Source organism: Oceanicola sp. 502str15 (genome assembly GCF_024105635.1).
GTDB lineage: Bacteria > Pseudomonadota > Alphaproteobacteria > Rhodobacterales > Rhodobacteraceae > Vannielia.
Genome location: NZ_WYDQ01000001.1, coordinates 354723 through 380945 on the forward strand (window position 1 = coordinate 354723; position 26223 = coordinate 380945).

A 26223-nucleotide genomic window follows, 5' to 3' on the forward strand; every position below is an offset into this window, starting at 1 on the left:
CGGCGATGAGCGATAGAGCAAGGGTAAGGTCGCTGGCAGAGCTGGGATTGACCGCCCAGCATGGCGCCGAGGCGCGGCTGACCGGCCTTTCGGTGGACAGCCGCGATGTGCAGGAGGGCCATCTGTTTGCCGCCCTTCCCGGCAGCCGGATGCATGGGGCCGAGTTTGTCGGCTATGCGCTGCGGATGGGCGCGAAGGCGGTGCTGACCGATGCCGAGGGCGCACGGGTCGCGGCGGCGGAACTCTCGAAATTCGACGTGGCGCTGGTGGTGACCGAAGATCCGCGCGGGGCACTGGCGATGGCCGCCGCGCTCTGGTTCGGCGCCCAGCCCGACGTGATGGTGGCGGTGACCGGCACCAACGGCAAGACCAGCGTGGCCAGCTTTACCCGCCAGATCTGGGTGGCGATGGGCCTGAGCGCCGTCAACCTCGGCACGACCGGGGTGGAGGGCGCATGGGAATATCCGCTCAAGCACACGACGCCCGAGCCGATCACGCTGCACCGCGCATTGTCGCTGTCGGTGGAGGAGGGCGTGACCCATGCCGCGATGGAGGCCAGCTCGCACGGGCTGGCGCAGCGGCGGCTGGACGGGGTGCGGCTTTCGGCGGCGGGGTTCACCAACTTCAGCCAGGATCACCTGGATTATCATGCCACCTTCGAGGAGTACTTCGCCGCCAAGGCCCGGCTCTTCGACCAGGTGCTGGCCGAGGATGCGCCGGCCGTCATCAACATGGAAGACCCGCGCGGGCCGGAAATGGCCGAGGTCGCGCTGGCCGCGGGCCATGCGGTGCTGCGGGTGGGCCATGACGAGGGTTTCGAGCTGGCCATCGTGGGCCAGCGGTTTGACGCCACCGGGCAGGATCTGCGGTTTCTGCACGAGGGGATGCCGCGGCAGGTGCGGCTGGGGCTGATCGGGGGCTTTCAGGCCGAGAACGTGATGGTGGCCGCCGGGCTCTGCATTGCTTCGGGCTCGGACCCGGTGGAGGTGTTCAACGCGCTGCCGCAACTGGTGACGGTGCGGGGCCGGATGCAGCTTGCCGCCACCCGCGAGAGCGGCGCGGCGGTGTTTGTCGACTACGCCCACACGCCCGATGCGCTGGCGACCGCGCTTCAGGCGCTGCGGCCCCATGTGATGGGCAAGCTGGTGGTGGTTTACGGCGCGGGCGGCGACCGCGACACGGGCAAGCGCCCGCTGATGGGCGAAGCGGCCCGCGACCATGCCGATGTTCGAATAGTGACAGATGACAACCCTAGATCGGAGGATCCGGCGCGGATCCGTGCAGCAATTCTGCAAGCCGACCCGGAGGCCACCGAGGTGGGCGACCGGGCCGAGGCGATCCTGCGCGGGGTTGATGCGCTGGGGCCGGGCGATGCCTTGCTGATCGCGGGCAAGGGCCATGAGACCGGGCAGATCGTGGGGGATGATGTGTTTCCCTTCGACGATGCCGAGCAGGCCAGCGTGGCCGTGGCCGCACTAGACGGGCAGATGACATGAGCGCTCTGTGGACGGCCGCCGAGGCGGCAGCGGCCACGGGCGGGCAGGCGCGGGGTGATTGGGCGGCCACGGGGCTTTCGATCGACAGCCGCAGCATTGCGCCGGGCGAGCTGTTCGTGGCGCTGACCGATGTGCGCGACGGGCATGACTTTGTGGCCGATGCGCTGGCCAAGGGCGCGGCGGCGGCGCTGGTCAGCCGTGTGCCCGAGGGCTGCGAGGAGGCGCCGCTGCTGGTGGTGGGCGATGTGCTCGAAGGGCTGGAGGCGCTGGGCCGGGCGGGCCGGGCGCGCACCCGCGCCAAGGTGGCGGGGGTCACAGGCTCGGTCGGCAAGACCTCGACCAAGGAGATGCTGCGGGCCATCCTTGCGCGGCAGGGCGTGGTTCATGCCGCCGAAAAGAGCTTCAACAACCATTGGGGCGTGCCGCTGACGCTGGCGCGGATGCCGGTGGAGGCCGATTTTGCCGTGATCGAGATCGGCATGAGCAACCCCGGCGAGATCGCCCCGCTGGCGCGAATGGCGCGGCCCGATGTGGCGATGATCACCACGGTGGCCCCGGCCCATATGGCGGCCTTCGGCAGCCTTGAGGGGATTGCGCGGGAGAAGGCGAGCATCTTCGAGGGGCTGGAGCCGGGGGGCGTGGCGGTGATCAACGCCGATCTCGAGACCACGCCGATCCTGCGCGAAGCCGCCGAGGCAGCGGGCGGGCGGATTGCAACCTTCGGGAAAGACGGAGATTTTGCGCTCGGCACGGTGATGCTCTCGGAAGGGCAGACGGTGGCGGAGGCGCGGTTGCACGACCAGCCCGCCATGTTCAAGCTGACCACGCCGGGCACACATTTTGCGATGAACGCGCTGGGCGCCCTTGCGGTGGCCGAGGCGCTGGGGGCCGATCTGGGCCTTGCCACGGCGGACCTTTCCAAATGGACCCCCTACGAGGGGCGCGGCGCGCGCGAGGAGATCACCACCGATCCGGCCCGTGCGGGCGGCTTCCTGACCCTCTTTGACGACAGCTACAACGCCAACCCGGCCTCGATGGCCGCCTCGCTGGAAATGCTCGCCGCCACCGCCCCACGTGACGGGATCGGGCGGGTGCGCAAGGGGCGGCGGATCGCGGTGATCGGGGACATGCTGGAGCTTGGCCCCGACGAGCAGGCCCTGCACGCGGCGCTGGCCGGGCTGGAGGCGATGGAGCAGGTGCATACGGTGCATACCGTCGGCCCGCTGGCCCATGCGCTGCACGCGGCGCTGCCGGAGGACCAGCGCGGATTTCATGCGCCCGACGGCGCGGCGATGGCGCGCGAGGTCTCGAAACTGGTGGATGCCGGCGATGTGGTGCTGGTAAAGGCCTCGCTGGGCACCGGGCTGGCGCGGGTTGTTGACGCGATACGGAAAATGGGCCAAGCCGGTCCGAAATAACGACAAGAAATAACGAGAAAGAGGGGCAGGGGCATGCTCTACTGGCTGGCAGAAATTGGCGACGGGGGCGGGGCGTTCAACCTGTTTCGCTACATCACCTTCCGGGCGGGGGCGGCGTTTTTCACCGCGCTGGTCTTCGGCTTCATCTTTGGCCGTCCGCTCATCAACATGCTGCGCAAGCGCCAGAAGGGCGGACAGCCGATCCGCGATGACGGCCCCGAAAGCCACATGTTGACCAAGGCGGGCACGCCGACGATGGGGGGGCTGCTGATCCTCTCGGCGCTGGCGCTCTCCACCCTGCTCTGGGCGCGGCTCGACAACCCCTATGTCTGGATCGTGTTGCTGGTGACGGTGGGCTTTGGCCTGATCGGCTTTGCCGACGACTATGCCAAGGTGAGCAAGCAGAACACCAAGGGCGTGTCGGGCAAGGTGCGATTTGGCCTTGGCCTGCTGATCGCCGCCTGCGCGGGCACGGCGGCGGCGTGGTTTCACCCGGAAGAGCTGACCGGGCAGCTGGCGCTGCCGGTGTTCAAGGATGTGCTGTTGAACCTCGGCATCTTCTTCGTGCCCTTCTCGATGGTGGTGATCGTGGGGGCGGCCAATGCGGTGAACCTGACCGACGGGCTCGACGGCCTTGCGATCATGCCGGTGATGATTGCCGCAGGCACACTGGGGGTGATTGCCTATGCGGTGGGCCGGGTCGACTTTACCGAATATCTCGACGTGCATTACGTGCCCGGATCGGGCGAGCTGCTGATCTTCTGCGCCGGGCTGATCGGCGGGGGCCTTGGCTTTTTGTGGTACAACGCGCCGCCTGCGGCGGTGTTCATGGGGGACACCGGCTCGCTCGCCTTGGGCGGGGCGCTGGGCGCGATTGCGGTTGTCACCAAGCACGAGCTGGTGCTGGCGATCGTGGGCGGCATCTTCGTGGCCGAGGCGCTCTCGGTGATCATTCAGGTGCTCTACTTCAAGCGCACCGGCAAGCGGGTGTTCCTGATGGCGCCGGTGCACCACCACTTTGAAAAGCGGGGCTGGGCCGAGCCGCAGATCGTGATCCGGTTCTGGATCATTTCGCTGATCCTTGCGCTGATCGGTCTGGCGACGCTGAAGATCCGGTGATGGATGACGGGATCATCCGGCGGGCGCTCGTGACGGGCGGCAACCGGGGGATCGGCTATGCCATTGCCGAGGGGCTGATTGCGCGGGGCCATGAGGTGGTGATCGGCTGCCGTGACGAGGCGGCGGGAGAGCGGGCGGCGGATGCGCTTGGGGCGGATCTGTTCGTGATGGACCTGACGCAGCCCGACGACATGCTCTCGCTGCTGGATGGCGAGCCTTTCGACATTCTGGTGAACAATGCCGGCGTGCTGCCGCAGGGGTCGCTGTTTGAAAACCCCGAGGGGCTGTTCGAGTCGCTTGCCGTGATGGTGGAGGCGCCGTTTCTGTTGATGCGGGCGTTGGTGCCGGGGATGGCGCTGCGGGGCTGGGGGCGGATCGTGAATGTTTCGTCGGGCTGGGGCAGCTTTGCGCAGGGGATGGAGGGGCCGAACGGCTACGGCGTGGCCAAGGCGGCGCTGAATGCGCTGACCTGTGTGCTGCCCCGCGATTTGCCCGACTGCGTGAAGGTGAACGCCATGTGCCCCGGCTGGGTGAGCACGCGGATGGGCGGGCCGGAGGCGCCGACCACGCCCGAGCAGGCGGCGGAAACGGCGATCTGGCTGGCGACGCTGAGCGAGGATGGGCCGACGGGCGGGTTCTTTCGCCGCAAGCTGCCGATTGATTGGTGAGGGGCGGGGTGGCGGCGCGCCCACCCGCCCACCCCGCGCCGCCACCCCGCCCGACCTGCGCCGCTGCGTGCCTGCTCGGATGGTGTGCCTGCGGTGGCCTCGGGTTGGGATATTTCCAGCAAGAAAATGCAGCGGGTTCGGGCGCGATTGCGAGCGGATGCGCTTGGTTGTAGGCAGGGGCGAAGGCTTTTGGAGGCGGTGCGATGATCCCTGTGCGCGGGTTTGACGGAGCGGTTGTGGCGGTGCTCGGGCTCGGGCGCTCGGGGCTGACGGCGGCGCGGGCGCTGGCGGCGGGCGGGGCCGAGGTGGTTGGCTGGGACGACGGCGAGAGCGGGCGGGCCAAGGCGGAGGCCGAGGGGATCGTGCTGCGGGATCTGACCAGGGCGGGGGCCTTCGAGGGGGTGGCCTGCCTTGTGACCTCGCCCGGGATTGCGCATCTCTACCCCGCCCCGCATCCGGCGATTGCCGCCGCGCTGGAGGCCGGGGTGCCGGTGGACAATGACATCGGGCTGTTCTTCCGCAGCTTTGCGACCGAGGACTGGGACCGGTTCGACGTGGCGCCGAAGGTTGTTGCGGTGACCGGCTCGAACGGGAAGAGCACGACCTCGGCGCTGATCGACCACATCCTGAGCGAGGCGGGGCGGGCGAGCCAGCTGGCGGGCAATATCGGGCGGGGCGTGCTGGACATCGAGCCGGCGGAAGATGGCGGCGTGGTGGTGCTGGAGCTGTCGAGCTACCAGACCGATCTGGCGCGGGCGCTGACGCCGGATGTGGCGGTGTTTACCAACCTCAGCCCAGATCACCTTGACCGGCACGGTGGCTATGGCGGCTATTTCGCGGCCAAGCGGCGGTTGTTCGCGGAGGGCGGGCCGGACCGGGCGGTGATTGGCGTGGATGAGCCGGAGGGGCGCTATCTGGCCGGGCAGATGAGCGAGGGGCCCGGCGATGACCGGGTGATCCGGGTGAGCGCGGGGCAGAAGCTGGCGGGTGCGGGGTGGAACGTGTTCGTGCGCAAGGGCTTTCTCGCCGAATGGCGCAAGGGGCGGCAGGTGGCCTCGATCGACCTGCGCGATGTGCCGGGTCTGCCGGGGGCGCACAACCATCAGAACGCCTGCGCCGCCTATGCCGCCTGCCGGACGCTGGGGCTGGGGCCGAAGGACATTGAACGCGCGTTCAGGAGCTTTGAGGGGCTGCCCCATCGCTCGCAGCGGATTGCCGAGGCAGGGGGCGTCTTTTACGTCAACGACAGCAAGGCGACCAACGTGGACAGCGCCGCCAAGGCGCTTGCGGCCTTTGACTCGATCCGCTGGATCTGCGGCGGGCTGGAGAAGGAGGGCGGGCTGGACGGGCTGAAGGGCGCGCTTGGCAAGGTGGTGAAGGCCTATGTGATCGGGCGCGAGGCGGAGGGCTTTGCGATGCGGCTGGGGCCGGAGGTGGAGGCCGAGGTTTGCACCACGATGGCGCAGGCGGTGGCGCGGGCGGTGGCGGAGGCGCAGCCGGGCGATACGGTGCTGCTGGCGCCTGCGGCGGCGAGCTTCGACCAGTACGACAGCTTCGAGAAGCGCGGCGAGGATTTCGCCGCGAAGGTGCGTGCGGCGCTGGGCGAGGGCGGCTGACGCTACGGACCCGGTTGACCCCGGTGGCGTGATCTCGGGTGAAGACCCGCAATTCGGCGCCAATTCGGTGGGGGAATTCCGCCAGATCCGCTGCGGTGCGGCATAAGAATTCCGCCGAAACTGCCTGAAAACCCGGCGCAACATCTTGTGGTTGAAGGATTTTTCAACCCAAGCGGGTGCCCGGCGCGCCTTCGGCGAAATTCCGCTTTGAATATTCGAATCATCCTGTATATCTGGCAGTCACAGTAGTTAGTGACGCTCTGCCAACAAGATGTGGGGCGCGGTTCAATAAAAACGCACTGGTGCATAAGACGCCGGGCACAACAATGGCGGTTACGATGCAGGCAATTGAGTTTGTCGTCCGTGATGGTGCGGGCAATGTTTCCAATGGAATTTTCGGAAGTGACGGCGTTGGCTCCCGTCTGGCGGTGGGCGACGGGCAGCAGATTTCGCTGCTTCTGTCCGGCGAGGACGTGCGGGGCTACACGCGGGATGGCGACGATCTGGTGATCGAGCTGGCCGACGGGTCGCAGCTGCGGCTGGCGGGATACTTCGAGGGCGAGAACCTGCTCTACCTTTCCAAGGGCGGCGAGCTGACGGCGGTGGAACTGAGCCAGGGCGCGGACGACCAGCTCTATGCGCTCTACCAGCACGAGGCGGCTTGGGGGAAGTGGAGCCCGAGCGACGACCTGATCCATTATGACGAGCCCGAGGTGATGGCGGCGCAGTTCGACACCGGCCTTCTGGGGCTGGGTGGCGTGGGCGGCGGCAACGGGCTTGCGGCGCTGGCCGGTGGCGGGGCGCTGCTGGGGGCTGGCGGCGGGGGCGGTGGCGGCGGGGCGGCCCGGTCCATACCGTGGCGGTCGATCCCGGCGATTGGGTGCTGGGCGGCGATGATGACCCCGAGCCCTCCTTTCCGGTGACCGGCACCGGCGTGCCGGGCGAAGAGGTGACGGTGAGCGCGGGCGATGTGACCCAGGTTGTGACCGTCGGCGAGGATGGCACCTGGGAAGCGGAGTTTGGCGGCGAGACCCTGCCCGATGACGGCGCTTACGTGGTGAGCGTGACGACCAATGACCAGGGCGGCGCGGAGGTTGTGCTGACCGGTCCGAGCGTGCTGATCGACACGGTGGCCCCGGATGTGACCTTTACCTCGGGCGTGGTCTCGACCGGCGATGCCTTCAACGCCGAGGGCCATGCAGCGGGCGTTGTGGTGTCGGGCACCTCCGAGCCGGGCGCGACGCTGATCGTGACGGTGGGCGGTGTGGGGCATGAAATTCTGGTGGGCGAGAGCGGCACCTGGGAGATTGCCCTTGGTGCCGATGCCGCGCCGGAGGGCGAGTATGAGGCCGACATCAGCGTTTACGCGGTGGATGCGATCGGCAACTCGGCCACCTATGGCGATGTGCTGGTGGTGGATACGGTGGGGGCTGTCAGCTTTGACGATCTGGCCTTTGGCGGCGATTACACGATCAACGGGGCGGAGGCCGAGGGGGGCATCAGCTTTACCGGTACGACGCAGCCCGGCTCGAGCGTGGTCATCAGCTTTGGCGGCAACGACTATCCGGCCACGGTGGCCGAGGACGGAAGCTGGACGCTGGGCTTTGCGCCCGGGGCCTTTCCGGGGGGCGAATACGAGGCGGTGCTGACCGCCACGGCAACCGACACCCATGGCAATGTGAGCACGGCGACCGGCACATGGGCGGTGGACACCCAGACCAGCGTGACCCTGACGCCGGGCTTTGCCGGGGCGGATGGGGTCATCAACGCGGCGGACCGCGAGGGCGGGCTGGTGCTGGGGGGCACGACCCAGCCGGGCAACACGGTGACTGTGCAGATCGGCGATGCGAGCCATGCCGCCACGGTGACGGCGGCGGGCGCGTGGAGCCTGGCGCTCTCGCCGGGCCAGATTGCGACCGGGGCCTATTCGCGCGCGATCACGGTGCTGGCGAGCGACGGCGCGGGCAATACGGCCAGCGTGAGCGAGACGCTGGTGGTGGACACGCTCGGGTTTGTCGAGTTCTCGGGCCAGCCGGTGACGGCGGATGACATTTTGAACGCGGTGGAAACCGGGCAGCCGGTGTCGCTCACCGGCACCACGATGCCGGGTTCTGCGGTGACGGTTTCGATGAACGGGCAGAGCCACTCTGCGGTGGTGGATGCGGGCGGCAATTGGATCGTGACCTTCCCGCCCTCGAGCTTTCCGGCCGGGGAATACGAGATGACGGTGGAGGCCTCGGCGGTTTCGCCGGCGGGCAACGGCTCGACCGCGGCGACGACGGTGGAGGTGGACACGCAGGGGTGGGTTGCGATCTCGGGCGCGCCTGTCACCGCCGATGACGTGGTGAATGCGGCGGAGGCCGGGCAGGGGGTGACGCTGACCGGCACCACCGAGCCGGGATCGAGCGTGATGGTGCAGATGGGCAGCTACAGCGTGGCCGCCGTGGTGGCGGGCGATGGCAGCTGGGCCGCGACATTTGCGGGCAGCCAGATTGCGCCGGGCACCTACGAGGCGCCGGTGACGGTGGTGGCGACCGACCGGGCGGGCAACATCTCGAGCGCGAGCGATGTGGTGCGGATCGACACCGAGACCACGGTGAGCGTGAACACGCAGGTCGAGGGCGACGGGATCATCAACGCCGAGGAGGCGCTGGATGGGTTCGTGCTGACCGGCACCGGCGAGCCGGGGGCCGTGGTGCAGGTGACCTTCGCGGGCGTGACGCGCCCGGCGGCGGTGGCCGGCAACGGGAGCTGGCAGGTGGCGTTCCAGGCCGGCGACATCCCGCAGGGCGAGACGGTGGCCAGCGTTTCGGTGACGGCGACGGACCAGGCGGGCAACCAGGCGGTGGCCACGGGCAGCATCGAGGTGGACCGGGTGATGAGCCTCACCCTCGACGGGCCGATCGCGGTGGATGACATCGTGAACCAGGCCGAATACGGGGCCGGCATCCAGATTTCGGGCACGGTGGAGCCGGGCAGCACGGTGAGCGTCTCGCTTGCGGGCGCGACCCATCAGGCGGTGGTGCTGAGCGATGGCACATGGTTCACCAGCTTTGCGCCGGGCGAGGTGCCGGACGGCGATTACACTGCGCAGATCAACGCGGTGGCCACGGATGCGGCGGGCAACCGCGCCTCGATCACCGACTCGGTGCGGATTGATACCTATGTCGAGCCGCTGACCATCGACACGGTGGCGGAGGACGACATCGTCAACGCCAAGGAGCAGGACCAGGGCGTGACCTTCACCGGCACGGTCGAGGCCGGGTCGAGCGTGATCGTCAGCTTCGAGGGCACCACCCATGCGGCCACGGTCGATGCGGCGGGCAACTGGACGGTGGCCTTTGCCTCGGGCGAGATCCCGACCGGCGAATACGAGGGCGTCGCGACGGTGATGGCGACCGACGCGGCGGGCAACACCCGCACCGAGACCAGCACGATCAACGTGGACACCCAGAACCCCGAGGCGCCGGTGATCCTGAGCTTCCGGCAGGGCGGCACGGGGGTGCGCGAGATCGGCACCGACCACAATGACGACATCACCGAGGTGCAGCGGATCGACGCCTCGGGCACTGTCAGCCCCGTGGCCTACGATCTGGAGATCGACGAGGAGTGGGGCGAGCTGGTGTTCGACTTCAACGAGGCGATCCCGACCGGCTCGAACCTTGTCGTCACCTCGACCGATCAGGCGGGCAACCATGCGGGCACGCTCTTCGTGATGGAAGATCCGGGCAATTCGGTGGTGAACCTCGCCAACCCCGGGCTCGGGCAGTTCGACATTCAGGCGGTCGATCTGCAGTTTGCCTCGGAGGCGGAGATCACCATCACCCCGGCGCAGCTCAAGGCGCTTTCGAGCTTTACCAACGAGCTGACGATCCATGGCGGGCAGGATGACATCATCCGGGCCGATGGCGCGCTGGCCACGGGCGAGACCCGGGTGATCGAGGGCGAGAGCTACGACGTGTACACGCTGGGCGAGGGCACGCTTGTCATCGACCACGACATTCAGGTGAACCCGTCGCTGGTGTGATCCCGCCAGCGGGAGAGATGGGTAGATCGGGACGGCGCACGGCAGAGGCGCCGCCCGGGCAGAGGCAGGGACAGGAGGCGTGATGCGCCCCGTGAGAGGAACTTTCTGGATGGGCTGTGCCGTGACGGCGGTGCTTTCGGGCTGCATGGGCGGCGGCGAGGGCGCGGCCTCGCGTGGCGCGAGCGATCCGGCGGCCCCGGTGCTGGGGCAGGCGGAGGCGTCGCGGAGCGTGGTGATTGCCGACCTGTTGCGCCGCCGCTCGGTGATTGCCCCCGAGAGCGCCTTTGGCCGGGTGGCCGATGCGGTGCTGGCGGCCAACACCCGCGCCGCCGAGGCCGAGCTGCGCGCCGCGCGGCTGCGCTCGGTTGCCGCCGAGAAGAACTGGCTGCCCACCATCGGGCCGAGCGTGTCGCTCTCGTCGCTGGGCGATCTGGTGACCTCGATCATCGTGGATCAGGTGATCTGGCAGGGCGGCCGCAAGAAGGCCGAGCGCGCCTATGCCGCCGCCGATGTGGAACACGCCGCCGTGGTGCTGGCCGAAGATACCAACGCAAGGGTGCTCACCGCGCTGTCGCTCTACCTTGCCGCCGAACAGGGCCGTGCCGAGGCGGGGGTGGCGGCGAAGGGGCTGGAGCGGATGAAGCATTTTGAATGGGTGATGGAAAAGCGCGTGGCGGGTGGGGTCTCGGACCTGTCGGAACTCAGCGTGATGCGTCAGAAGCGTGCCGAGGTGGAGGCCGCGATGCGGGCGGGCACCGAGGCGGCCGCGACCGCGCTGGCGGAGCTGAACGCGATGTCGGTGCGCCCGTTGCAGGAAGTGCGCGGGCTCGGAGAGGCGCGCGTGCCGGGAGGTGCGCAGAAGGCGCTGGGCGTGCTGCGGGCCGAGGCCGACAAGGCGCGCAGGGTCGCGGAGGCGCGGGTCGAGCGGGCCGGATACCTGCCCGGCGTCTCGGCACAGGCGAACCTCGGCGATGGCGGGGGTGATCCGGGCCTGCGGGTGGGCGCGGAGAACGGCCTCGGTTTTGGCACCGGGGCGCGGTTGCAGGCGATCAAGGCTGCCGAGGCGGGCGCAGAGGCGCGCCTCGGGCAGGCGAAGGAAGAGAGCGCCCGGCGGCTGGCCGGGCTGCGCCAGGAGCTGGCCGCCGGAGAACGGCAGGCCGCCGAACAGGGGCAGCTTGCGGGGCAGGCGCGGCGCAACTACGAGATTTTCCAGCAGCAGTACGATGGCGGCCAGCGCAAGGTGCTCGAGGTGGTGAACACCTTTGAGACATGGCTGGATGCCGAGACCAAGCGCGTGGCCCTGACCCATCGGGCCGCCTTGACCAGATTGAAGATCGCCGCGGAGCTTGGGCTCCTGGTGGACGGGAGCCGCATATGACATCCGCGCCGCGCACCTCGCTGAAGTTGAAGATGACCCAGGCCGGGATCGTCGGCGTTGTGGCGGGGCGGCACGGGGCGGCCCCCGAGGCGGCGGATGCGCAGCAGGATGCGGCGCCCGGGCAGGGCATGGCCGCGCCGGAAGTTGCCGCGCCGGAGGTTGCCGGGCAGGTGGCGGCGCAGGCGGAGGGAGACACCGCCGCCCGCAGCGAGGCGGAAAGATTGCAGGCCCGCGCCGCACTGGCGGCGACCTATGCGGGCATTCTGGGCAAGCGCCTTCTGGGGCGCGACCTTGCCGAGGACATTGCCCGCAGCGGCGGCGCCGGGCGGCCGGTGACGGTGGAGGCGCTGGCGGGCGTGCTCTCGGAGGCCGGAATGCTGGTGACGATCCGCCGCGAGGGCGAGCCGAGCGCGGCGACATGGCCCGCCATCGCCCAGATGAAGCGCGGCCAGCTTGTGCTGGTGCTCTCGCAGCAGGGCGGCGAGCTGACGATCTATGACGAGACCGGGGCCGACAACCGCGCCGTGGTGCCGCTGGAAGAATTTGCCCCGCATTACGCGGGTCGGGTGCTGAAGGCCGAGGTCACGCTGGCCGAGGTGGCGGCTTCCCATGACACCGGCGCCAAGACGCCTCATTGGTTCTGGGGCGAGTTCCCCAAGTTCCGCCGCTACATTGCCGAGATCGCCATCGGCTCGCTCGTGGCCAACCTGCTGGCGGTTTCGGTCGCGCTGTTTTCGCTTCAGGTCTACGACCGGGTGATCCCGCATCAGAGCATGGCGACACTCTGGGTGCTGGCGCTGGGGGCCGGGCTGGCGATCTTGCTGGAGGGCCTGTTGAAGGCGGCGCGGTCGCGGTTGATGGATGGGGGCGGGCGCACGATCGAGTTGAGCGTGCAGCGGCTGCTGATGAGCCGGGTGATCGGGATGCGCTCGGACAAGCGGAGCCAGAGCCCTTCGGAGCTGTTTGCCACAATGCGCGAGTTCGGCTCGGTGCGCGAGTTCTTTACCGCCGGGACCATCGGCACGCTGACCGACTTGCCCTTCATCGGGCTGTTTCTGCTGCTGGTGGCGGCGATTGCGGGGCCTGTCGTTTGGGTGCTGATCCTGGGCGGGGTGCTGATGGTGCTGCCCGGCTGGTTCATGCAGCGGCGGATGATGCAGCTCACCCGCGAGACGCAGGGCGCCAACGTGAAGGCGGGGCGGGTGCTGCACGAGGCGATCTACGAGCTCGACACGATCAAGACCCAACGCGGCGAAGAGCGGCTGATGCGGACATGGGAGGAGCTGAACGCGCTGTCTTCGCTGAAGTCCTCCGAGCAGCGCCGCCTTGCCGCCGCGCTCACCTTCTGGAGCCAGGGCATTCAGCAGGCGACCTATGTGGCGGCGGTGGTGCTGGGCACCTTCCTTGTGTTTGCGGGCGAGTTCACGGTGGGCACGATCATTGCCGTGGGCATCCTGACGAGCCGCACGCTGGCGCCGCTGTCGCAGCTGGCCGCCACCATGTCGCGCTGGTCGAACGTGCGCCATGCGCTGAGCGGGCTCGATGCGGTGGCCGAGGCGCCGCAGGATGTGGCCGAGGGGCGGAAGTATCTGCGCCGCGCGTATCTGAAGGGCAGTTACACGCTGCTCGGCACCCGCTTTGCCTATGACGAGGAGAGCGCCCCGGTGCTCGACATCTCGGCGCTTCAGGTGCGCGCGGGGGAGACGCTGGCGGTGCTGGGCTCGAACGGATCGGGCAAATCGACCCTGATGAAGCTGCTGACCGGCCTCTATGCCCCGACCGAGGGGCGGGTGATGCTGGATGGCACCGACATCGGCCAGATCGCGCCCGCCGACCTGCGGCGCGGCATCGGCTATCTCGCGCAGGATGTGCGGCTGGTGGCGGGCACGCTGCGCGACAATCTGAACATGCATTTGCTGGAGCGCGACGACGACCGGCTGCTGGCGGCTCTGGACTTTGCCGGGCTGGGCCAGTTCGTGCGCGCCCACCCCAAGGGGCTGGATCTCGATATCCGCGATGGCGGCGAGGGGCTGAGCGTGGGGCAGCGGCAGGGTGTGGGCTGGGCGCGGCTCTGGCTCCAGAACCCCGGCGTGCTGCTGCTCGACGAGCCGACGGCGGCCTTCGACCAGGCGCTGGAGGGCCAGATCGTGGCGCGGCTCAGTGAGTGGCTGAAGGGGCGGACGGCGGTGATTGCAACCCATCGGCTGCCGATCCTGAGCCTGTCGAGCCGGATCGTGGTGCTGGGGCAGGGGCGGATTGCGGTGGACGGGCCGAAGGACGAGGTGCTGGCCCATCTGAAGAAGAGCGGCGCGGCCAAGCGGTTGCCGCTGGGCGGTGTGGCATGAGCGTCTGGAGCAGCCCGGGCGAGCCGGGCTTTGATGCGCAGATGGAGACCCGCATGGAGCGGCCCTCGCGGCTGATCTGGACGGTGGGCGCGGCGCTGGTGGTGTTTCTGCTCTGGGCCGGGTTTGCCCGGGTCGACGAGATCGTGCGCGCCCCGGCGGAGCTGGTGTCGGCCTCGCGGCCGCAGATCATCCAGAACCTCGAGGGCGGCATTCTGGCCGAGCTGACGGTGCGCGAGGGCGACACGGTGGCGCCGGGGGATGTGCTGGCGCGGTTGCAGGGCACCGGGTTTCAGACCAATGTGGATGACATCCGCGACAAGATCACCGCGCTCGACATCCGCCGCCTGCGGCTTGAAGCCGAGATGGAGGGGCTGAGCGATTTTGCGGTGCCCGAGGCGCTGGCGCAGCGCAGCCCCGAGATCGTTTCGTCCGAGCGCGCCCTGCTGGCGGCGCGGCAGGGTGACACCGGCGCGCGCACCGAGGGCGCGCGGGCGGTGATGGAGCAGGCCGAGCGCGAGAACGCGCTGATGGAAGACATGCTGGTGCAGAAGGTTGTGGCGCTGATCGAAGTGACCCGCACCCGCAAGGCGGCCTCGGACGCGCGCGCCCGCTACGAGGAGGTGGTGAGCACCGCCAAGCTGCGCCGGGCCGATGAATATGCCGATACCCTCAAGGAGCTCGCCAGCCTGCGCCAGCAGATGAAGGTGAGCGCCGACCAGCTGGCGCGCACCGAGATCCGCTCGCCGATGCGGGGGATCGTCAACAAGATCTCGGTCAGCACCATCGGCGGGGTGGTGCGCCCCGGCGAGGAGATCCTTCAGATCGTGCCGCTGGGCGATGCGCTTTTCGTCGAGGCGCAGGTGAAGCCGCGCGACATTGCGACGGTGCGCCCCGGCCAGCCCGCGACGATCAAGCTCTCGGCCTATGATTACACCATCTACGGCTCGCTGAAGGGCAAGGTGCATTTCGTCAGCGCCGACACCTTCAAGGACGAGCGCCGCCCGGAGCGGGAGGCGCATTACAAGGTGGTGCTGAAGATCGACGAAAGCGCGATGACGGCGCGGCAGGCGGGGGTCGAGATGCGCCCCGGCCTCGTGGCCGATGTCGAGCTGCATGTGGGCGAGAAGACGGTGCTGAGCTACCTCACCAAGCCGCTGACCAAGGCGGGCGACGCCTTTCACGAGCCCTAGGGCGCGGGGAGGGCGGGCCTCAGCCGAGCGCGGCTTGCCAGGCTTCGAGCGTGCCGGGGGGCGGGGGTGTGTCTTCGGAATGGGCGAGGGCGGTGTTGCCGGTTTCGGCGACCAGGCCGATCATGCCTTCGGCCAGCAGGCGGGCGCCGAGGGGGCCGAGGCGGCCCTCGGTGCCCAGCAGGGCCTTTTCGCGCCAGAGATAGAACCAGAGCGGGGTGCGCTTGTGCAGGTCGTGCTCGACCAGCACGGCGCCGGAGTCGCCGCGGTTGAGGTCGGCGCGCTCCAGCCGGGGCAGCAGCGGGACGGTGCCGGCGCGGGGGGCATCGGCCTGGCGCAGGGCGGTGAAGACGCCCTGGGCGGTGGGGATGTTGAACCAGTAAGATAGGGCGAGGTGGCGCGAGGAGGGCTGGCGGAAGGGCGCGGCGGAGAGCAGGGCGACGCCGAACTCGAGCGGGAGCAGCGGGCCTTCGGGGATGGCGGCAAAGAGCGGCGCGCGGGTGGCGCGGACGGCGGCGAGCGTGGCGCTGTCGCAGAGCCGGGGCAGCAGGCGGTGGAGCAGCAGCCAGTGCAGCGCGGCGCCGGGCGAGGGCAGGGGCGCCAGGGCCTCGGCCAGCCTGGTGGCCTGGGGCGGCAGCACCGGGTCGGGGCGGGGCGCGAAGCTGTGGGCCTGGGCGAGGTAGTGGCCCATGGTCTCGCGGTCGAGCGGCAGCAGGGCCTCGGAGGCAAAGTCGGGCGGGGTGATCTTGCTGGTGACGGTGGTGACGAAGCAGAGCAGCACCTGGGCGGCGAGGGGGACGAGGGCGAGGGTTTCATCGTCTGGCGCGGCGGCGTCCTTGCCTTCGCTGTCCATCGCCGCGCCGAGCCGGGCGAGCGCGGCATTGAGCCCGAGGCGCTCTTCGAAGCCGGCATCGGGGAAGAAATACCCGGGGTGCAGCGCGCCCTGGGGGAGGGTGTCGACGACAGGTTCGGGGCGCGGCCCGAACTCTCCGTTGGCGAGGCAAATTCTCAAACTCAATGTCCTTCACATGGCGCCCCATGCCGGGGGGCGCTCGATCAAACGTAGGCCTACCGGAGATCCGCCGGTCCGCCGGTGCCGCTGCCCTGCGGGGCGAGGGCGCGGGGGCCGAGGCGGGAGAGATGCGCGGCCTCGGTGGCGGCGGGCCAGAGGGTGGGGCCGGGGGAGGTGGGGAGGCCGAGAAAGCCGTTGGCGAGGTGGCGGGCGTATTGCGGCGCGGCGACAGAGCTGCCGTTCATCGCCACGGTGCTGCCCGAGGCGGCCCCGGCCCCGAGCACGCCGGTCACGACCAGCGACCGGTCGCCCTCGGCGGAGGCATCGGGCTGGCGCTGGTGGGGCGCGGCGGCAGCGCCGTAGAGCGCGGCGGTGCGGCGGGGCGCGACGGGCGCGGGGGTGTAGCCGGGTGCGCCGGGCAGGTCGCCGAGGGGCGGAAAGCCGGTGGCGAGCCGCTCGGAGCGGGTGAGCGAGGGGCCGACCACGGTGCTGCGCCGCCCGGTGGCGATGCCGTTGAGGGAGCCGGCGCGCTTCACCACCGACGGCCCGCTGTCATAGACCGCCGCGCCGCCCATGGCATCCCAGCGGTGATAGGCGGGATCGTCGAAGTAGCTCTGCCGCCCGGCGCGGCGGTAGCCCAGCGGGGCCTCGTCGCGCTGGATCCAGGCCTCGATGCGTTCGTCGGCAGAGATGCGCGCCCGCAGCTCCACCTGCCAGAGCCCGGAGGGTGCGGGCGGGCGGGAGACGGAGGCGGGCATGCAGGAGGGCGCGAGTGCGATGAGCACGCGCTTCTTGCGGGCGATGCCGTCGAGCGCCTTCTGGCCCTTCTGGCGGTCGAGCGAGATGCGCCCGATCACCGCGGCCGGGTCGCCCTGGGGATGGATGACCACGGCCTGCTGCGCGCTCAACCCGGTGACGCGGGTGGGGCTGCCGCCGGGCGGGGTGAGCCAAAGCTCCACGCCGGCGGCGGTGCGGGGCATCCAGAGTTCAAGGAAGTTGGAGCTTTCGTCGCCCGGCTGCACCCGCCAGGGCAGGGTGAGCGCGGTCTTGACGGTGCGGCCCTCGGGGGCACCCTCGATCTCACCGTGGCCGCGCGCCAGCAGGCGGTTGCCGGTGGGCAGCACCACCTCCACCTCGGCCCGGCCGGGCTTGGTGGGGAACTGCCGCGCCAGCCGCTCGAGATGCGCCTGCACCAGCGTATCTATCGCCCGCTCCAGAAAGTGCAGCCCGTTATGCGGCCCGCCGGAGAGCGAATAGGAGAAGTTGATGACCACCGGGATCGGGAAGCCCTCGGCCAGCGACATCAGCCAGGCCCGGTCAAGGATATGGGCCGCGCCGGCCAGAACGAAGGGCGACATGAAGGCCCCCGATGTGGCCATGGTGACGGCGGCGGGAAGCTGCACGGTGAGCAGGCGCAGATGGTCCGGCCCGTGGCCGCCCGCGAGCGAGGCGACATGGGTGCCGTGGCTGAGACGCTGGGCGACGGTATGCACCCCGGCGCGGGTGAAGTCGCCAAGGCCGAGGGCCACCAGCCGGTCGGCTTCGGGCTTGGGGGTTTGGGCGAGCTGGGCGTCGATCTCGGCCTTCGTCACCTCGCGCCCGAAGGGGACGGTGGTGGTGCCGGAGGGGGCGGCGGCGTCCTGCACCCATGCGAAATCGACGCGGGTGGCGCCCGCGCTGTCGCGCAGGGCATCGTGGAGCGGGTTTATGCCATCGTCGATCACGCCGACGATGGTGGCGGTGGCCTCGGGCAGCCCTTGGGCCGTGTATTCCATGGTGCGGGCCGCGCCGGTGGGCAGCGAGACGCGGCGCAGCGGGGCGCGGAAGCGGAGCGTGTCGCGCGAGCCGCTCTGTGCCTCGTCCTCGGCCTCTTCGGCGGCGGCGGCCTCGTTTTCGGCGGTCTCGTCGGGCGGGGGCGCGGCGGCGAGGCGCTTTTCGCCGCCCTCTGCCGGGGCCAGCGCGCTGAAGCTGTTGGCCGCCGGATCGAAGGGCGCGATGGACTGGAAGGTGGCCTGCGCGCTCTCCACCCCGCCGTCAATGTTGACCGAGCGGGTGAGCAGCACCACGTCGGTTTCGCCCTCCAGCCGGAAGGGCTCGGGGAGGTCTTCGATGTCGCCGGCCTGCATGGTGTCGACGGTGAACATGTAACGGAAGTCGTGCGGATCGTCGCTGTCTTCGGTGGCCGTCAGGTCGAAGTCGAGGGCGTAGCGCAGGGACCATGCCGAGTAGGGGTCGAACATGGCGGTAACGCCTTCGGGGTCGTCCTCGGGGGTGAATGTGAGCGCGTCGGTCATGGGCGTGGCCTTTCGGGGAGGGGAGGGGGTGGGCGGCGCGAGTTACGCGTCGGCCCATTCCTCCCGTGCCTTGGCCCAGAGCCAGCCGAAGAGGGGCGCGTCGGTGACGCCGCCCACGGCATCGCCGCGGGTGATGAGGCTGCCGAAGTCGGCGGGCGCATCGGCGGCGAGGTCGTAGACCTTGGAGAGGTGGAAATCCTCCACCCCGATGCCCGGCCCGTTGAAGGCGGTTTCCTTGGCTTCGGCCCCGGCGGCCCCGGCGCGCTGGGCGAGGTAATCGGCCAGGGCCAGCCCCAGCGCCGCGCCGGCGAAGCTGTCGGCCGGGAAGTGCACGCCCGCGACGGTGCGGTTGACGGCGATGCGGGCGGCCTGGGCCAGCAGCAGTTCGGACTGGCGGGGGAGCTGGGCCTTGCCGGCCATCAGGTGCACGAGGGTGCGGGCGACGACATGGGCCTCGGTGGCATGGCCGGAGGGCAGCGCCCCGTGGCCGGGTGTGGGGATCAGCGGCATGAGCTGGGCGGTGAAGCGATCGGGCCGGATGCAGGCGAGGCGGTGCTTGCATTGCAGCACCACGTTGGAGGCGATGGCCTGCACCAGCGCGATCAGCTCGAGGGTGTATTTGTGCAGGCCGCCGCGCAGGCCGAGGATGGGCTGGAAGAACTCGGTGGGGTAGCCGACCTGGTTGAGGATCTCGCCGGCGCGGTCGGGGCGCAGGTCGGCGTAGTTGTGGACGATGGCGGTTTGGGCGAGGAAATCATCCGGGGTCGGGCGGGTGAGCTTGACCAGCGGGTGATAGGTGGCCGAGGGCGCGGTGGTGGCGGTGCCGCCGGCGGTTTCGAGGGTGTAGACCGAAACGCTCTCGTCGGAGCCGGCCACGGCGAGGCTGCCGACGAGCTCGCCCGAGATCATGGTGACGCGTTCGACGGCGCCCCAGAGGTGCAGGTTGGCGACCTCGTTGGCGGGCAGTTGCGCGGGGGCGGCGGCGATGGGCTGGTAGGGGCCGGAGATGCCGTCACGGGAGGTGAGGATGGCCAGCGAGAGCGAGCCGGAATAGCCGCCGCCGACACCCGACACGCCCGACACTCCGGAAACTCCGCTGACACCGGACACCCCGCTGACGCCCGAGACCCCGCTTACCCCCGACACGCCGGAGACGCCCGAAACGCCGCTGACGCCGGAAACCCCGGATACTCCTGATGCAATCGACATGTCCCTTATCCCCTTGTTGGTGAATGCTGTTTGTTTCTGTTTGTTTCTGTGTCGGTTCGCTCAGCTCGGGATGCCGGCCTCGCGCAATGCCCGCGCCCAGTCGCGCCCGGAGCCGAATTCGGCGGCGGGGTGGTCGCGCAGGTAGCCGCGGATGTTGAAGCCGGGATCGGCGCGCAGGAGGGTTTCGGCGCTGGCGCGGGCCTCTTCCATGCGGTCGAGATGATAGAGCGCCACGATCCGCGCCCGCAGGGTGGAGACATGGCGGCGGTTGGCCTTCATCGAGCGTTCGGCCAGCTCCAGCGCGCCCTCGTAATCATGCGCGGCGAGCCGGGCGGCGGCGGAGAGCGAGTCGAAGTAGTAGGCCTGCGGATCGAGCGGCGAGAGGGCGCGGGCGCGGTTGGTGAAGGTGACGGCGCGGTCGCCGTCGTCGGTGAAGGCGTGCAGCACCCCCTTGAGCAGCCAGGCCAGCGCGTTGTTGGGATCAAGTTCGATGGCCTCGTCGTAGCGGCGCATGGCCACGTCGTGGCGCTTGAGCAGGTTGTTGTTGACCAGCCCGTCCATGGTGAGGGCAAAGGAGTTGTCGGCCTGCAGGTCGAGGGCGCGGGCGGTGAAATCGCGGGCGGTGGCGGTGTCTTCATCGAGCCGCGAGGACCAGCCCTGCACCACCGAGAGCACGTGCCACTTGCCCATCCAGCCGTGCAGCACGGCGCTTTCGGGCACTCGCTCGATGACCTCTTCGAGATAGGTCTTGGACTTGGCGAAGCTCTGCACCGAGAGCCGGTGCATCAGGGTGATGGAGCCCATCAGCAGGGCGTGGCTGTCGACATCGGGCAGGGGCGAGGAGGCGGCGAGGTCGAGCGAGGTATCCATCACCGCGCGGCCGATCTCGCCGGCGAGCCCGGCCACCAGCCCCTCGCCGCCGCGCAGGAAGTCGGAGAGCGAGCTTTGCATCTCGCGGGTCCAGCTGATGCGGCCGGTCTTGGTGTCGATGAAATCGGCGTTGACCATGAGCTTGTCGCCCTGGGTGCGGTAGTTGCCGGCGACCACGTAGTCGGCGTCGAGCTTTTCCTGGATCTCGACCAGAGCGACGGAGCGGGCATCGAGGGTGCGGCAGGAGAGGTGGGAGATGACGTCGAGCATGTGGCTGCGCGAGAGCGAGCGGGAGATCTCCTCGGAGATCATGTCGCCCAGTTGCACCGGCCCCTGGTAGCCGCGGGCGGTGGCGAAGGGCAGGATGGCGATGGAGGGATGCAGGTGCATCCCGCGGTTCATGATTTCCTGCGCCACGCGCCCCGGGCGGGTGCGGGCGACGGCGGAGAGGATGGTGCGGTTGCTCTTGCGCTGGGACTGGATCCATTCGGCAAAGCCGTCTTCGGCGATTTCGGTGCCTTCGAGAAAGTCGCCATCCTCAAGGGTGCCAGTGATGCGGATGCGTTCGAGGTGGAGGCGGACCTCGGAGTTGTTGACCTCGAAGAGCTCGGTGAAGTCTTCGCCGAAGAGGCCGCGCAGATCGGTCAGGGCGCGGCGCAGCGAGGCGCGGCCGTGCTCGTGGCCAGAGCGGCCCCAGAGCATGTCCTGCAACCAGGCGCGGGTGCGGGTGCCCTCGGGGGCGGTGGCGAGCATGGCCAGCATGGCGCGGATCTTGGTGGAGCGGACGCGAATTTCGTCGCCGTCCTCCCAGGACAGCGCGAAGACCCCGAAGAGGCGGATGCACACGACCCGCACCTCGACTGTCTCTGACTGCGCTTCGACCTGAGTCATTCGGACTCCCCCTTGGCAATGACGTAAGGTTAACCGAGTTCGGCCAGCTGAGAAGGGGGCTTCACGCTTTATTCACGCTAGCAGAAATCGGGCCGCGGGACGAGGGCCGGGCAATGGGCTCTGGCGCTTGCCGCGGGCTTGGGAGAGGGTGGGCGCATGGCAGAGGAAAGCGAAACGGAACATGCCGCGCGGGCGGCGATGCGGGCCGAGGCGGAGCTGATCTTTCGCGCCGGTGTGGCGGCGGCCGATCCGGGCGCGGCGGTGGCACGGGCGCTGGAGGCGGAGGGCTGGCAGGGCCGCTTCGTGATTGCGGTGGGCAAGGCGGCCCCGGCGATGATGCGCGCCGCGTTGGAGCGGGTGGGGCCGGTGGAAGCGGCGCTGGTCGTGACCAACCCGGAGAACGCGCAGGAGGTGGCGGGCGCGGAGGTGATGGTGGCCGCCCACCCGGTGCCCGATGCGGGCGGGCTCGCGGCAGGCGAGGCGGTGCTGGAGATGCTGGGCCGGGCGGGCGCGGGCGAGAGGGTGCTGGCGCTGATCTCGGGCGGCGGCTCGGCGCTGCTGCCCGCACCGGTGGCGGGCGTCAGCCTTGAGGACAAGGCGGCGGTGAATGCCGCGCTGCTGGCCTCGGGAGCGGATATTCACAAGATGAACCTGGTGCGCCAGCAGCTCTCGCGGCTGAAGGGCGGCGGCTTTCTGCGGGCGGCGGCCCCGGCCAGCGTGCGGGCGCTGATCCTGTCGGACGTGGTGGGCGACGACCTGTCGACCATCGCCTCCGGCCCGACCGCCCCGCCGATCGGCAGCCGCGAGGCGGCGGCGCAGATGTGCCGGAGCCTCGGGATTTGGGAGGGCTTGCCGGAGTCGGTGCGCGGGCATCTGGGCGCGCGCGCCGAGGCGCTGCCGCCTTTGCCCGAGGCCCGCAACGAGGTGATCGGCTCCAACGCGGTGAGCGTGGCGGCGATGGCGCGGGCCGCGCCGGGGGCGCGGGTGATGGCCGAGCCGCTGGAGGGCGATGTGGAGGAGGCCGCGCAGGTGGTGCTGGCGGCGGGCGAGGCTGGGCCGGGCATCACGCTGTTTGGCGGCGAGACCACGGTGCGGCTGGGGCCGGACCCCGGAGCGGGCGGGCGCAACCAGCAGCTGGCGCTGAAGCTCGCGGAGCTGGCCGACTGGCCGGGTCAGTGGGTGTTCTTGAGCGGCGGCACCGATGGCCGCGACGGGCCGACGGATGCGGCCGGGGGCATGGTGGACCATGGCACCCGCGCAAGGCTGGCGGCGGCGGAAAAGGTGCCGGCGGATTACCTCGCGCGCAACGATGCCTATCACGGGCTGAAGCTGACGGGCGATCTGCTCATCACCGGGGGGACCGGCACCAATGTGGCCGATCTTCAGGTGCTCATTCGCCGTGGGTGAGGCGGGGGCATCGCGCGTGGAGCGCGCATGCCCGCACAGGTCGGCGGCAGGGCGGGGGGCTTAGTCGCCCTCGTGCCCTTCGGAGCCGGTGTCGATCAGCCAGCCGCCGGGACCGGCGATGCTGTCGGGCAGGACATGCGACAGGGTGTAGAGAATCTCGCGCAGAAGCACGCAGACGAGGAAGGCGGAGATCACCTGTCCGATGGTGATCGAGGTCAGAATATCCATTACGGGCTCCCCTGATTGCCGTAGGGAGACGCTGGGCGGGAAATGAGGCGAAAAGGCGACATGCACGCGACCTGCGGAGGGCATTTTCGCGCTATGGGTGCATAACCGTGGCTTGTGACGTGGCGTCACTTGCGGGGCGTGGGATTTGCGGTGGGAGCGTGGCGGGGTTCACCCACCCGGCGGGACGGGTCCGGCGGGGTGGGTGAGGGGGCCCCGGCCTGCGGAGGGCAGGCAGGGGCCGGGTTGGATCAGGCGAGCTGGTAGTCGAAGGCCTCGTCTTTCACGTCGACCTTGATCTCCTTCAGCTCGTCGCCGCCCACGGCCTTTTCGAGAATGGCGCGGGAGAGGTCGGGCAGGATGGTCTGGGTGATGATGTTGTCGATCATCCGGCCACCAGAGTCCGGGTCGTTGCACTGGCTCACGATGTGCTCGATGACGGCATCGGAGTAGGTCATCGTGGCGTTGTGGTTGCCCTTCACCCGCTTCACGATCGAGCCGATCTTCAGCTTGGTGATCATCGCCAGCACATCCTTGGAGAGCGGATAGTAGGGGATGGTCACGATCCGGCCCAGGAGCGCGGGGGGGAAGACCTCGAGCAGCGAGGGCTTGAGGGCCTCGGCCAGCGCCTCGGCATCGGGGCGGGCCTCTCCTTGCGCGCACATGTCCATGATGACATCGGTGCCGGCGTTGGAGGTGAGCAGGATCAGACAGTTCTTGAAGTCGATCGAGCGGCCCGAGCCGTCTTCCATGTGGCCCTTGTCGAAGACCTGGAAGAAGAGTTCGTGGACGTCGGGGTGGGCCTTTTCGACCTCATCGAGAAGCACCACGGAGTAGGGCTTGCGGCGCACGGCCTCGGTGAGCCGCCCGCCTTCGCCGTAGCCGACGTAGCCCGGAGGCGCGCCCTTGAGCAGGGCGACGGTGTGGGCCTCCTGATACTCGGACATGGCGATGGTGATGACGTTCTGTTCGCCGCCATAGATCGCCTCGGCCAGCGCCAGCGCCGTCTCGGTCTTGCCCACGCCGGAGGGGCCGGCGAGCATGAAGACACCGATGGGTTTGCCCGGGTTGTCGAGCTTGGCGGTGGAGGTTTCGATCCGCTTGGCGATCATCTCCAGCCCGTGATCCTGGCCGCAGACGCGCTCCTTGAGGCGGTCGGCGAGGGTGAGGATGGCTTGCAGCTCGTCGGCGACCATGCGGCCCACGGGGATGCCCGTCCAGTCGCCCACCACCGAAGCCACGGCCTGATAGTCGACGTGGGAGTAGATCATCCGGTCGTCGGCATCGCGGGCGTCGAGCTCGGCCACCTTGGCGGCCAGCGCCTCGCGCAGCTTGGCGGCGTCGTCGCCGGTGGCGGGGGCGGCGTGCTCTTCGGGCACTTCGACGGGGGCGGGCGCCTCGGCGGCCTCGCCTCCGGCTTCGGCGGCCTCATCGGCGGCGTCCTGCGCCTGATGCGCCTCTTCGGGGGTGGGGGGCACCTCGCCGGGCTTGTCGACGGCGAGCTTGCCATCGCCCACGCCGGTGAGCTGGGCGCGCAGTTCGAGCACCTCCTGCACGATGGCCTTCTCGTCCTCGTACATCTTTTCGGCGGCGGCGAGATCGGCCTTGGCCTTCTCGATCTCCTCCTGCACCTCGGCGATGCGCTCGTCGGCGGTTTCGCCCAGTTCGGACTGGCGCTCCTTGCCCAGAAGCTCGGCCTCGAACTTGGAGATCGTCGCCTTCAGGTCGGCCACCTTGGCGGGGGTGGTGCTTTGCGAGATCGCCACGCGGGCGGAGGCGGTGTCGAGCAGGCTCACGGCCTTGTCGGGCAGTTGCCGGGCCGGGATGTAGCGCGAGGAGAGCTGGACGGCGGCGACGATGGCCTCGTCGGAGATGCGCACTTTGTGGTGGTTCTCCATCGGGGTCATGATGCCGCGCAGCATGTAGCAGGCGCGCTCGATATCGGGCTCATCGACGGTGATCGGCTGGAAGCGGCGGGTGAGGGCCGGGTCTTTCTCGAAATACTTCTGGTATTCCATCCAGGTGGTCGCGCCGATGGTGCGGAGCGTGCCGCGCGCGAGCGCGGGCTTCATCAGGTTGGCGGCATCGCCGGTGCCTGCGGCCCCGCCTGCACCGATGAGGGTGTGGGTTTCGTCGATGAAGAGGATGATCGGGGTGGCCGAGCCTTGCACCTCGTCGATGAGCTGGCGCAGGCGCTGCTCGAACTCGCCCTTCATCGAGGCGCCGGCCTGCATCAGGCCCATGTCGAGGGACATCAGGCGGTTGCCCTGAAGCTGGGGCGGCACGTCGCCGCTCGCAAGGCGCTGGGCAAAGCCCTCGACCACGGCGGTTTTGCCCACCCCGGCCTCGCCGGTGAGGATCGGGTTGTTCTGGCGACGGCGCATCAGCACGTCGATGATGTTGCGGATCTCGTCATCGCGCCCGACGATCGGGTCCATCTTGCCCGAGGAGGCCTGCGCGGTGAGGTCGACGCAGTAGCGATCGAGCGCGCCGGTGCCCTTGGAGGCGGTGTCGCCGCCCTCGCCGCCGCCGCCGGAGGAGAGGCCGGAGCCGTCCATCGGGCGCTGGTCTTCCTCTTCGGAGAGCGCCCAGACGCCGCGGGCGTCGTTGACCATGGTTTCGACGTTCAGCCCGCCGAGGGTGGGGGAGCACTCCTTGAGGGCGCGGAGCAGCTCCTTGCTCTTGAGGGTGGCGACCAGCAGGTGGCCGGTGCGGATCTGGGGTTCTGCGAAGAGCAGGGTGGCGTAGTGCCAGCCGCGATCGAGCAGGTCGATGACGCCCTCGGCGAAGCCGGGCATCTCGGTGACGTTCTTGCGGTAGTCGTCGATCTTTTTCTGCAGCTCGCCCAGCACCTTGGAGCGGTCGATGCCGTAGTTGTCGAGCGCGACCGAAATGTCGCTCTTCTGGTTGGCGACCATGTGGAAGAACCAATGGCTCACCTCGACATTGCGGTTGCCCTCGCTGCGGGCGTGGCGGTGGGCTTTCATGAAAGCGTCGTAGCCGGAGCGATTGAGCTTTCCGGCGACTGTTTCGAGGCTCACGTCTGACATGTCTGTTCCGT

At 69.5% G+C, this 26223-nt stretch carries 17 protein-coding genes; 11 read left to right on the forward strand and 6 right to left on the reverse strand.

Annotated elements, in window-relative coordinates; genetic code table 11:
* Nucleotides 1-5: 5 nt before the first annotated feature.
* From GTH22_RS01750 to GTH22_RS01795, 10 genes are all read left to right on the forward strand, one after another.
* Complete coding sequence (locus GTH22_RS01750) at nucleotides 6-1496, forward strand: UDP-N-acetylmuramoyl-L-alanyl-D-glutamate--2,6-diaminopimelate ligase (RefSeq protein ID WP_252942826.1); 1491 nt, start codon at nucleotides 6-8, stop codon at nucleotides 1494-1496.
* On the forward strand, nucleotides 1493-2914 hold the full coding sequence (gene murF / locus GTH22_RS01755) for a UDP-N-acetylmuramoyl-tripeptide--D-alanyl-D-alanine ligase (protein ID WP_252942827.1): 1422 nt from the start codon (nucleotides 1493-1495) through the stop codon (nucleotides 2912-2914). Before GTH22_RS01750 ends, murF begins: the two co-directional genes overlap by 4 nt.
* A gap of 33 nt (nucleotides 2915-2947) precedes the next feature.
* Nucleotides 2948-4033, forward strand: coding sequence for a phospho-N-acetylmuramoyl-pentapeptide-transferase (gene mraY, locus GTH22_RS01760; protein WP_252942828.1), 1086 nt, complete (start codon nucleotides 2948-2950; stop codon nucleotides 4031-4033).
* Nucleotides 4033-4701 (forward strand): SDR family NAD(P)-dependent oxidoreductase, encoded by a 669-nt coding sequence (locus GTH22_RS01765; protein ID WP_252942829.1) that lies wholly within the window; start codon nucleotides 4033-4035, stop codon nucleotides 4699-4701. The genes mraY and GTH22_RS01765 overlap by 1 nt, the downstream gene beginning before the upstream one ends.
* Before the next feature lie 203 nt (nucleotides 4702-4904).
* Complete coding sequence (gene murD, locus GTH22_RS01770; protein ID WP_252942830.1) at nucleotides 4905-6317, forward strand: UDP-N-acetylmuramoyl-L-alanine--D-glutamate ligase; 1413 nt, start codon at nucleotides 4905-4907, stop codon at nucleotides 6315-6317.
* Between the two features lie 338 nt (nucleotides 6318-6655).
* Entirely contained in the window at nucleotides 6656-7240 is a 585-nt protein-coding gene (locus GTH22_RS01775) for a BapA prefix-like domain-containing protein (protein ID WP_252942831.1), read from the forward strand.
* Nucleotides 7174-10344 carry an Ig-like domain-containing protein gene (locus GTH22_RS01780; protein WP_252942832.1) on the forward strand — a complete coding sequence of 1057 codons (3171 nt, stop codon included), beginning with the start codon at nucleotides 7174-7176 and terminating at the stop codon, nucleotides 10342-10344. The genes GTH22_RS01775 and GTH22_RS01780 overlap by 67 nt, the downstream gene beginning before the upstream one ends.
* An 82-nt stretch (nucleotides 10345-10426) precedes the next feature.
* Nucleotides 10427-11722 (forward strand): TolC family protein, encoded by a 1296-nt coding sequence (locus GTH22_RS01785; protein WP_252942833.1) that lies wholly within the window; start codon nucleotides 10427-10429, stop codon nucleotides 11720-11722.
* 128 nt (nucleotides 11723-11850) lie between these two features.
* Nucleotides 11851-14067, forward strand: coding sequence for an ATP-binding cassette domain-containing protein (locus GTH22_RS01790; RefSeq protein WP_252947551.1), 2217 nt, complete (start codon nucleotides 11851-11853; stop codon nucleotides 14065-14067).
* On the forward strand, nucleotides 14064-15257 hold the full coding sequence (locus GTH22_RS01795) for an HlyD family efflux transporter periplasmic adaptor subunit (RefSeq protein WP_252942834.1): 1194 nt from the start codon (nucleotides 14064-14066) through the stop codon (nucleotides 15255-15257). Before GTH22_RS01790 ends, GTH22_RS01795 begins: the two co-directional genes overlap by 4 nt.
* 19 nt (nucleotides 15258-15276) lie before the next feature.
* Here GTH22_RS01795 and GTH22_RS01800 read toward each other — a convergent pair whose 3' ends face one another.
* Genes GTH22_RS01800 through GTH22_RS01815 form a run of 4 tightly spaced genes read right to left on the reverse strand, consistent with a single transcriptional unit; the run spans nucleotide 15277 to nucleotide 21530 of the window.
* Nucleotides 15277-16266, reverse strand: coding sequence for a hypothetical protein (locus GTH22_RS01800; protein ID WP_252942835.1), 990 nt, complete (start codon nucleotides 16264-16266; stop codon nucleotides 15277-15279).
* A 56-nt stretch (nucleotides 16267-16322) separates the two neighbouring features.
* Nucleotides 16323-18560 carry a hypothetical protein gene (locus GTH22_RS01805; protein ID WP_252942836.1) on the reverse strand — a complete coding sequence of 746 codons (2238 nt, stop codon included), beginning with the start codon at nucleotides 18558-18560 and terminating at the stop codon, nucleotides 16323-16325.
* A 42-nt stretch (nucleotides 18561-18602) separates the two neighbouring features.
* Complete coding sequence (locus GTH22_RS01810) at nucleotides 18603-19769, reverse strand: phosphatase PAP2 family protein (protein WP_252942837.1); 1167 nt, start codon at nucleotides 19767-19769, stop codon at nucleotides 18603-18605.
* A 60-nt stretch (nucleotides 19770-19829) separates the two neighbouring features.
* Complete coding sequence (locus GTH22_RS01815) at nucleotides 19830-21530, reverse strand: FlgO family outer membrane protein (RefSeq protein WP_252942838.1); 1701 nt, start codon at nucleotides 21528-21530, stop codon at nucleotides 19830-19832.
* A 156-nt stretch (nucleotides 21531-21686) separates the two neighbouring features.
* Here GTH22_RS01815 and GTH22_RS01820 point away from each other — a divergent pair, with 156 nt between their 5' ends.
* Nucleotides 21687-22937, forward strand: coding sequence for a glycerate kinase (locus tag GTH22_RS01820; RefSeq protein ID WP_252942839.1), 1251 nt, complete (start codon nucleotides 21687-21689; stop codon nucleotides 22935-22937).
* A 60-nt stretch (nucleotides 22938-22997) separates the two neighbouring features.
* Here GTH22_RS01820 and GTH22_RS01825 read toward each other — a convergent pair whose 3' ends face one another.
* Nucleotides 22998-23165, reverse strand: coding sequence for a hypothetical protein (locus GTH22_RS01825; protein WP_252942840.1), 168 nt, complete (start codon nucleotides 23163-23165; stop codon nucleotides 22998-23000).
* Between the two features lie 248 nt (nucleotides 23166-23413).
* The gene (gene tssH, locus GTH22_RS01830; RefSeq protein WP_252942841.1) at nucleotides 23414-26212 is read right to left on the reverse strand and encodes a type VI secretion system ATPase TssH; all 2799 of its coding nucleotides are present in this window, start codon (nucleotides 26210-26212) and stop codon (nucleotides 23414-23416) included.
* Between the last annotated feature and the right edge of the window lie 11 nt (nucleotides 26213-26223).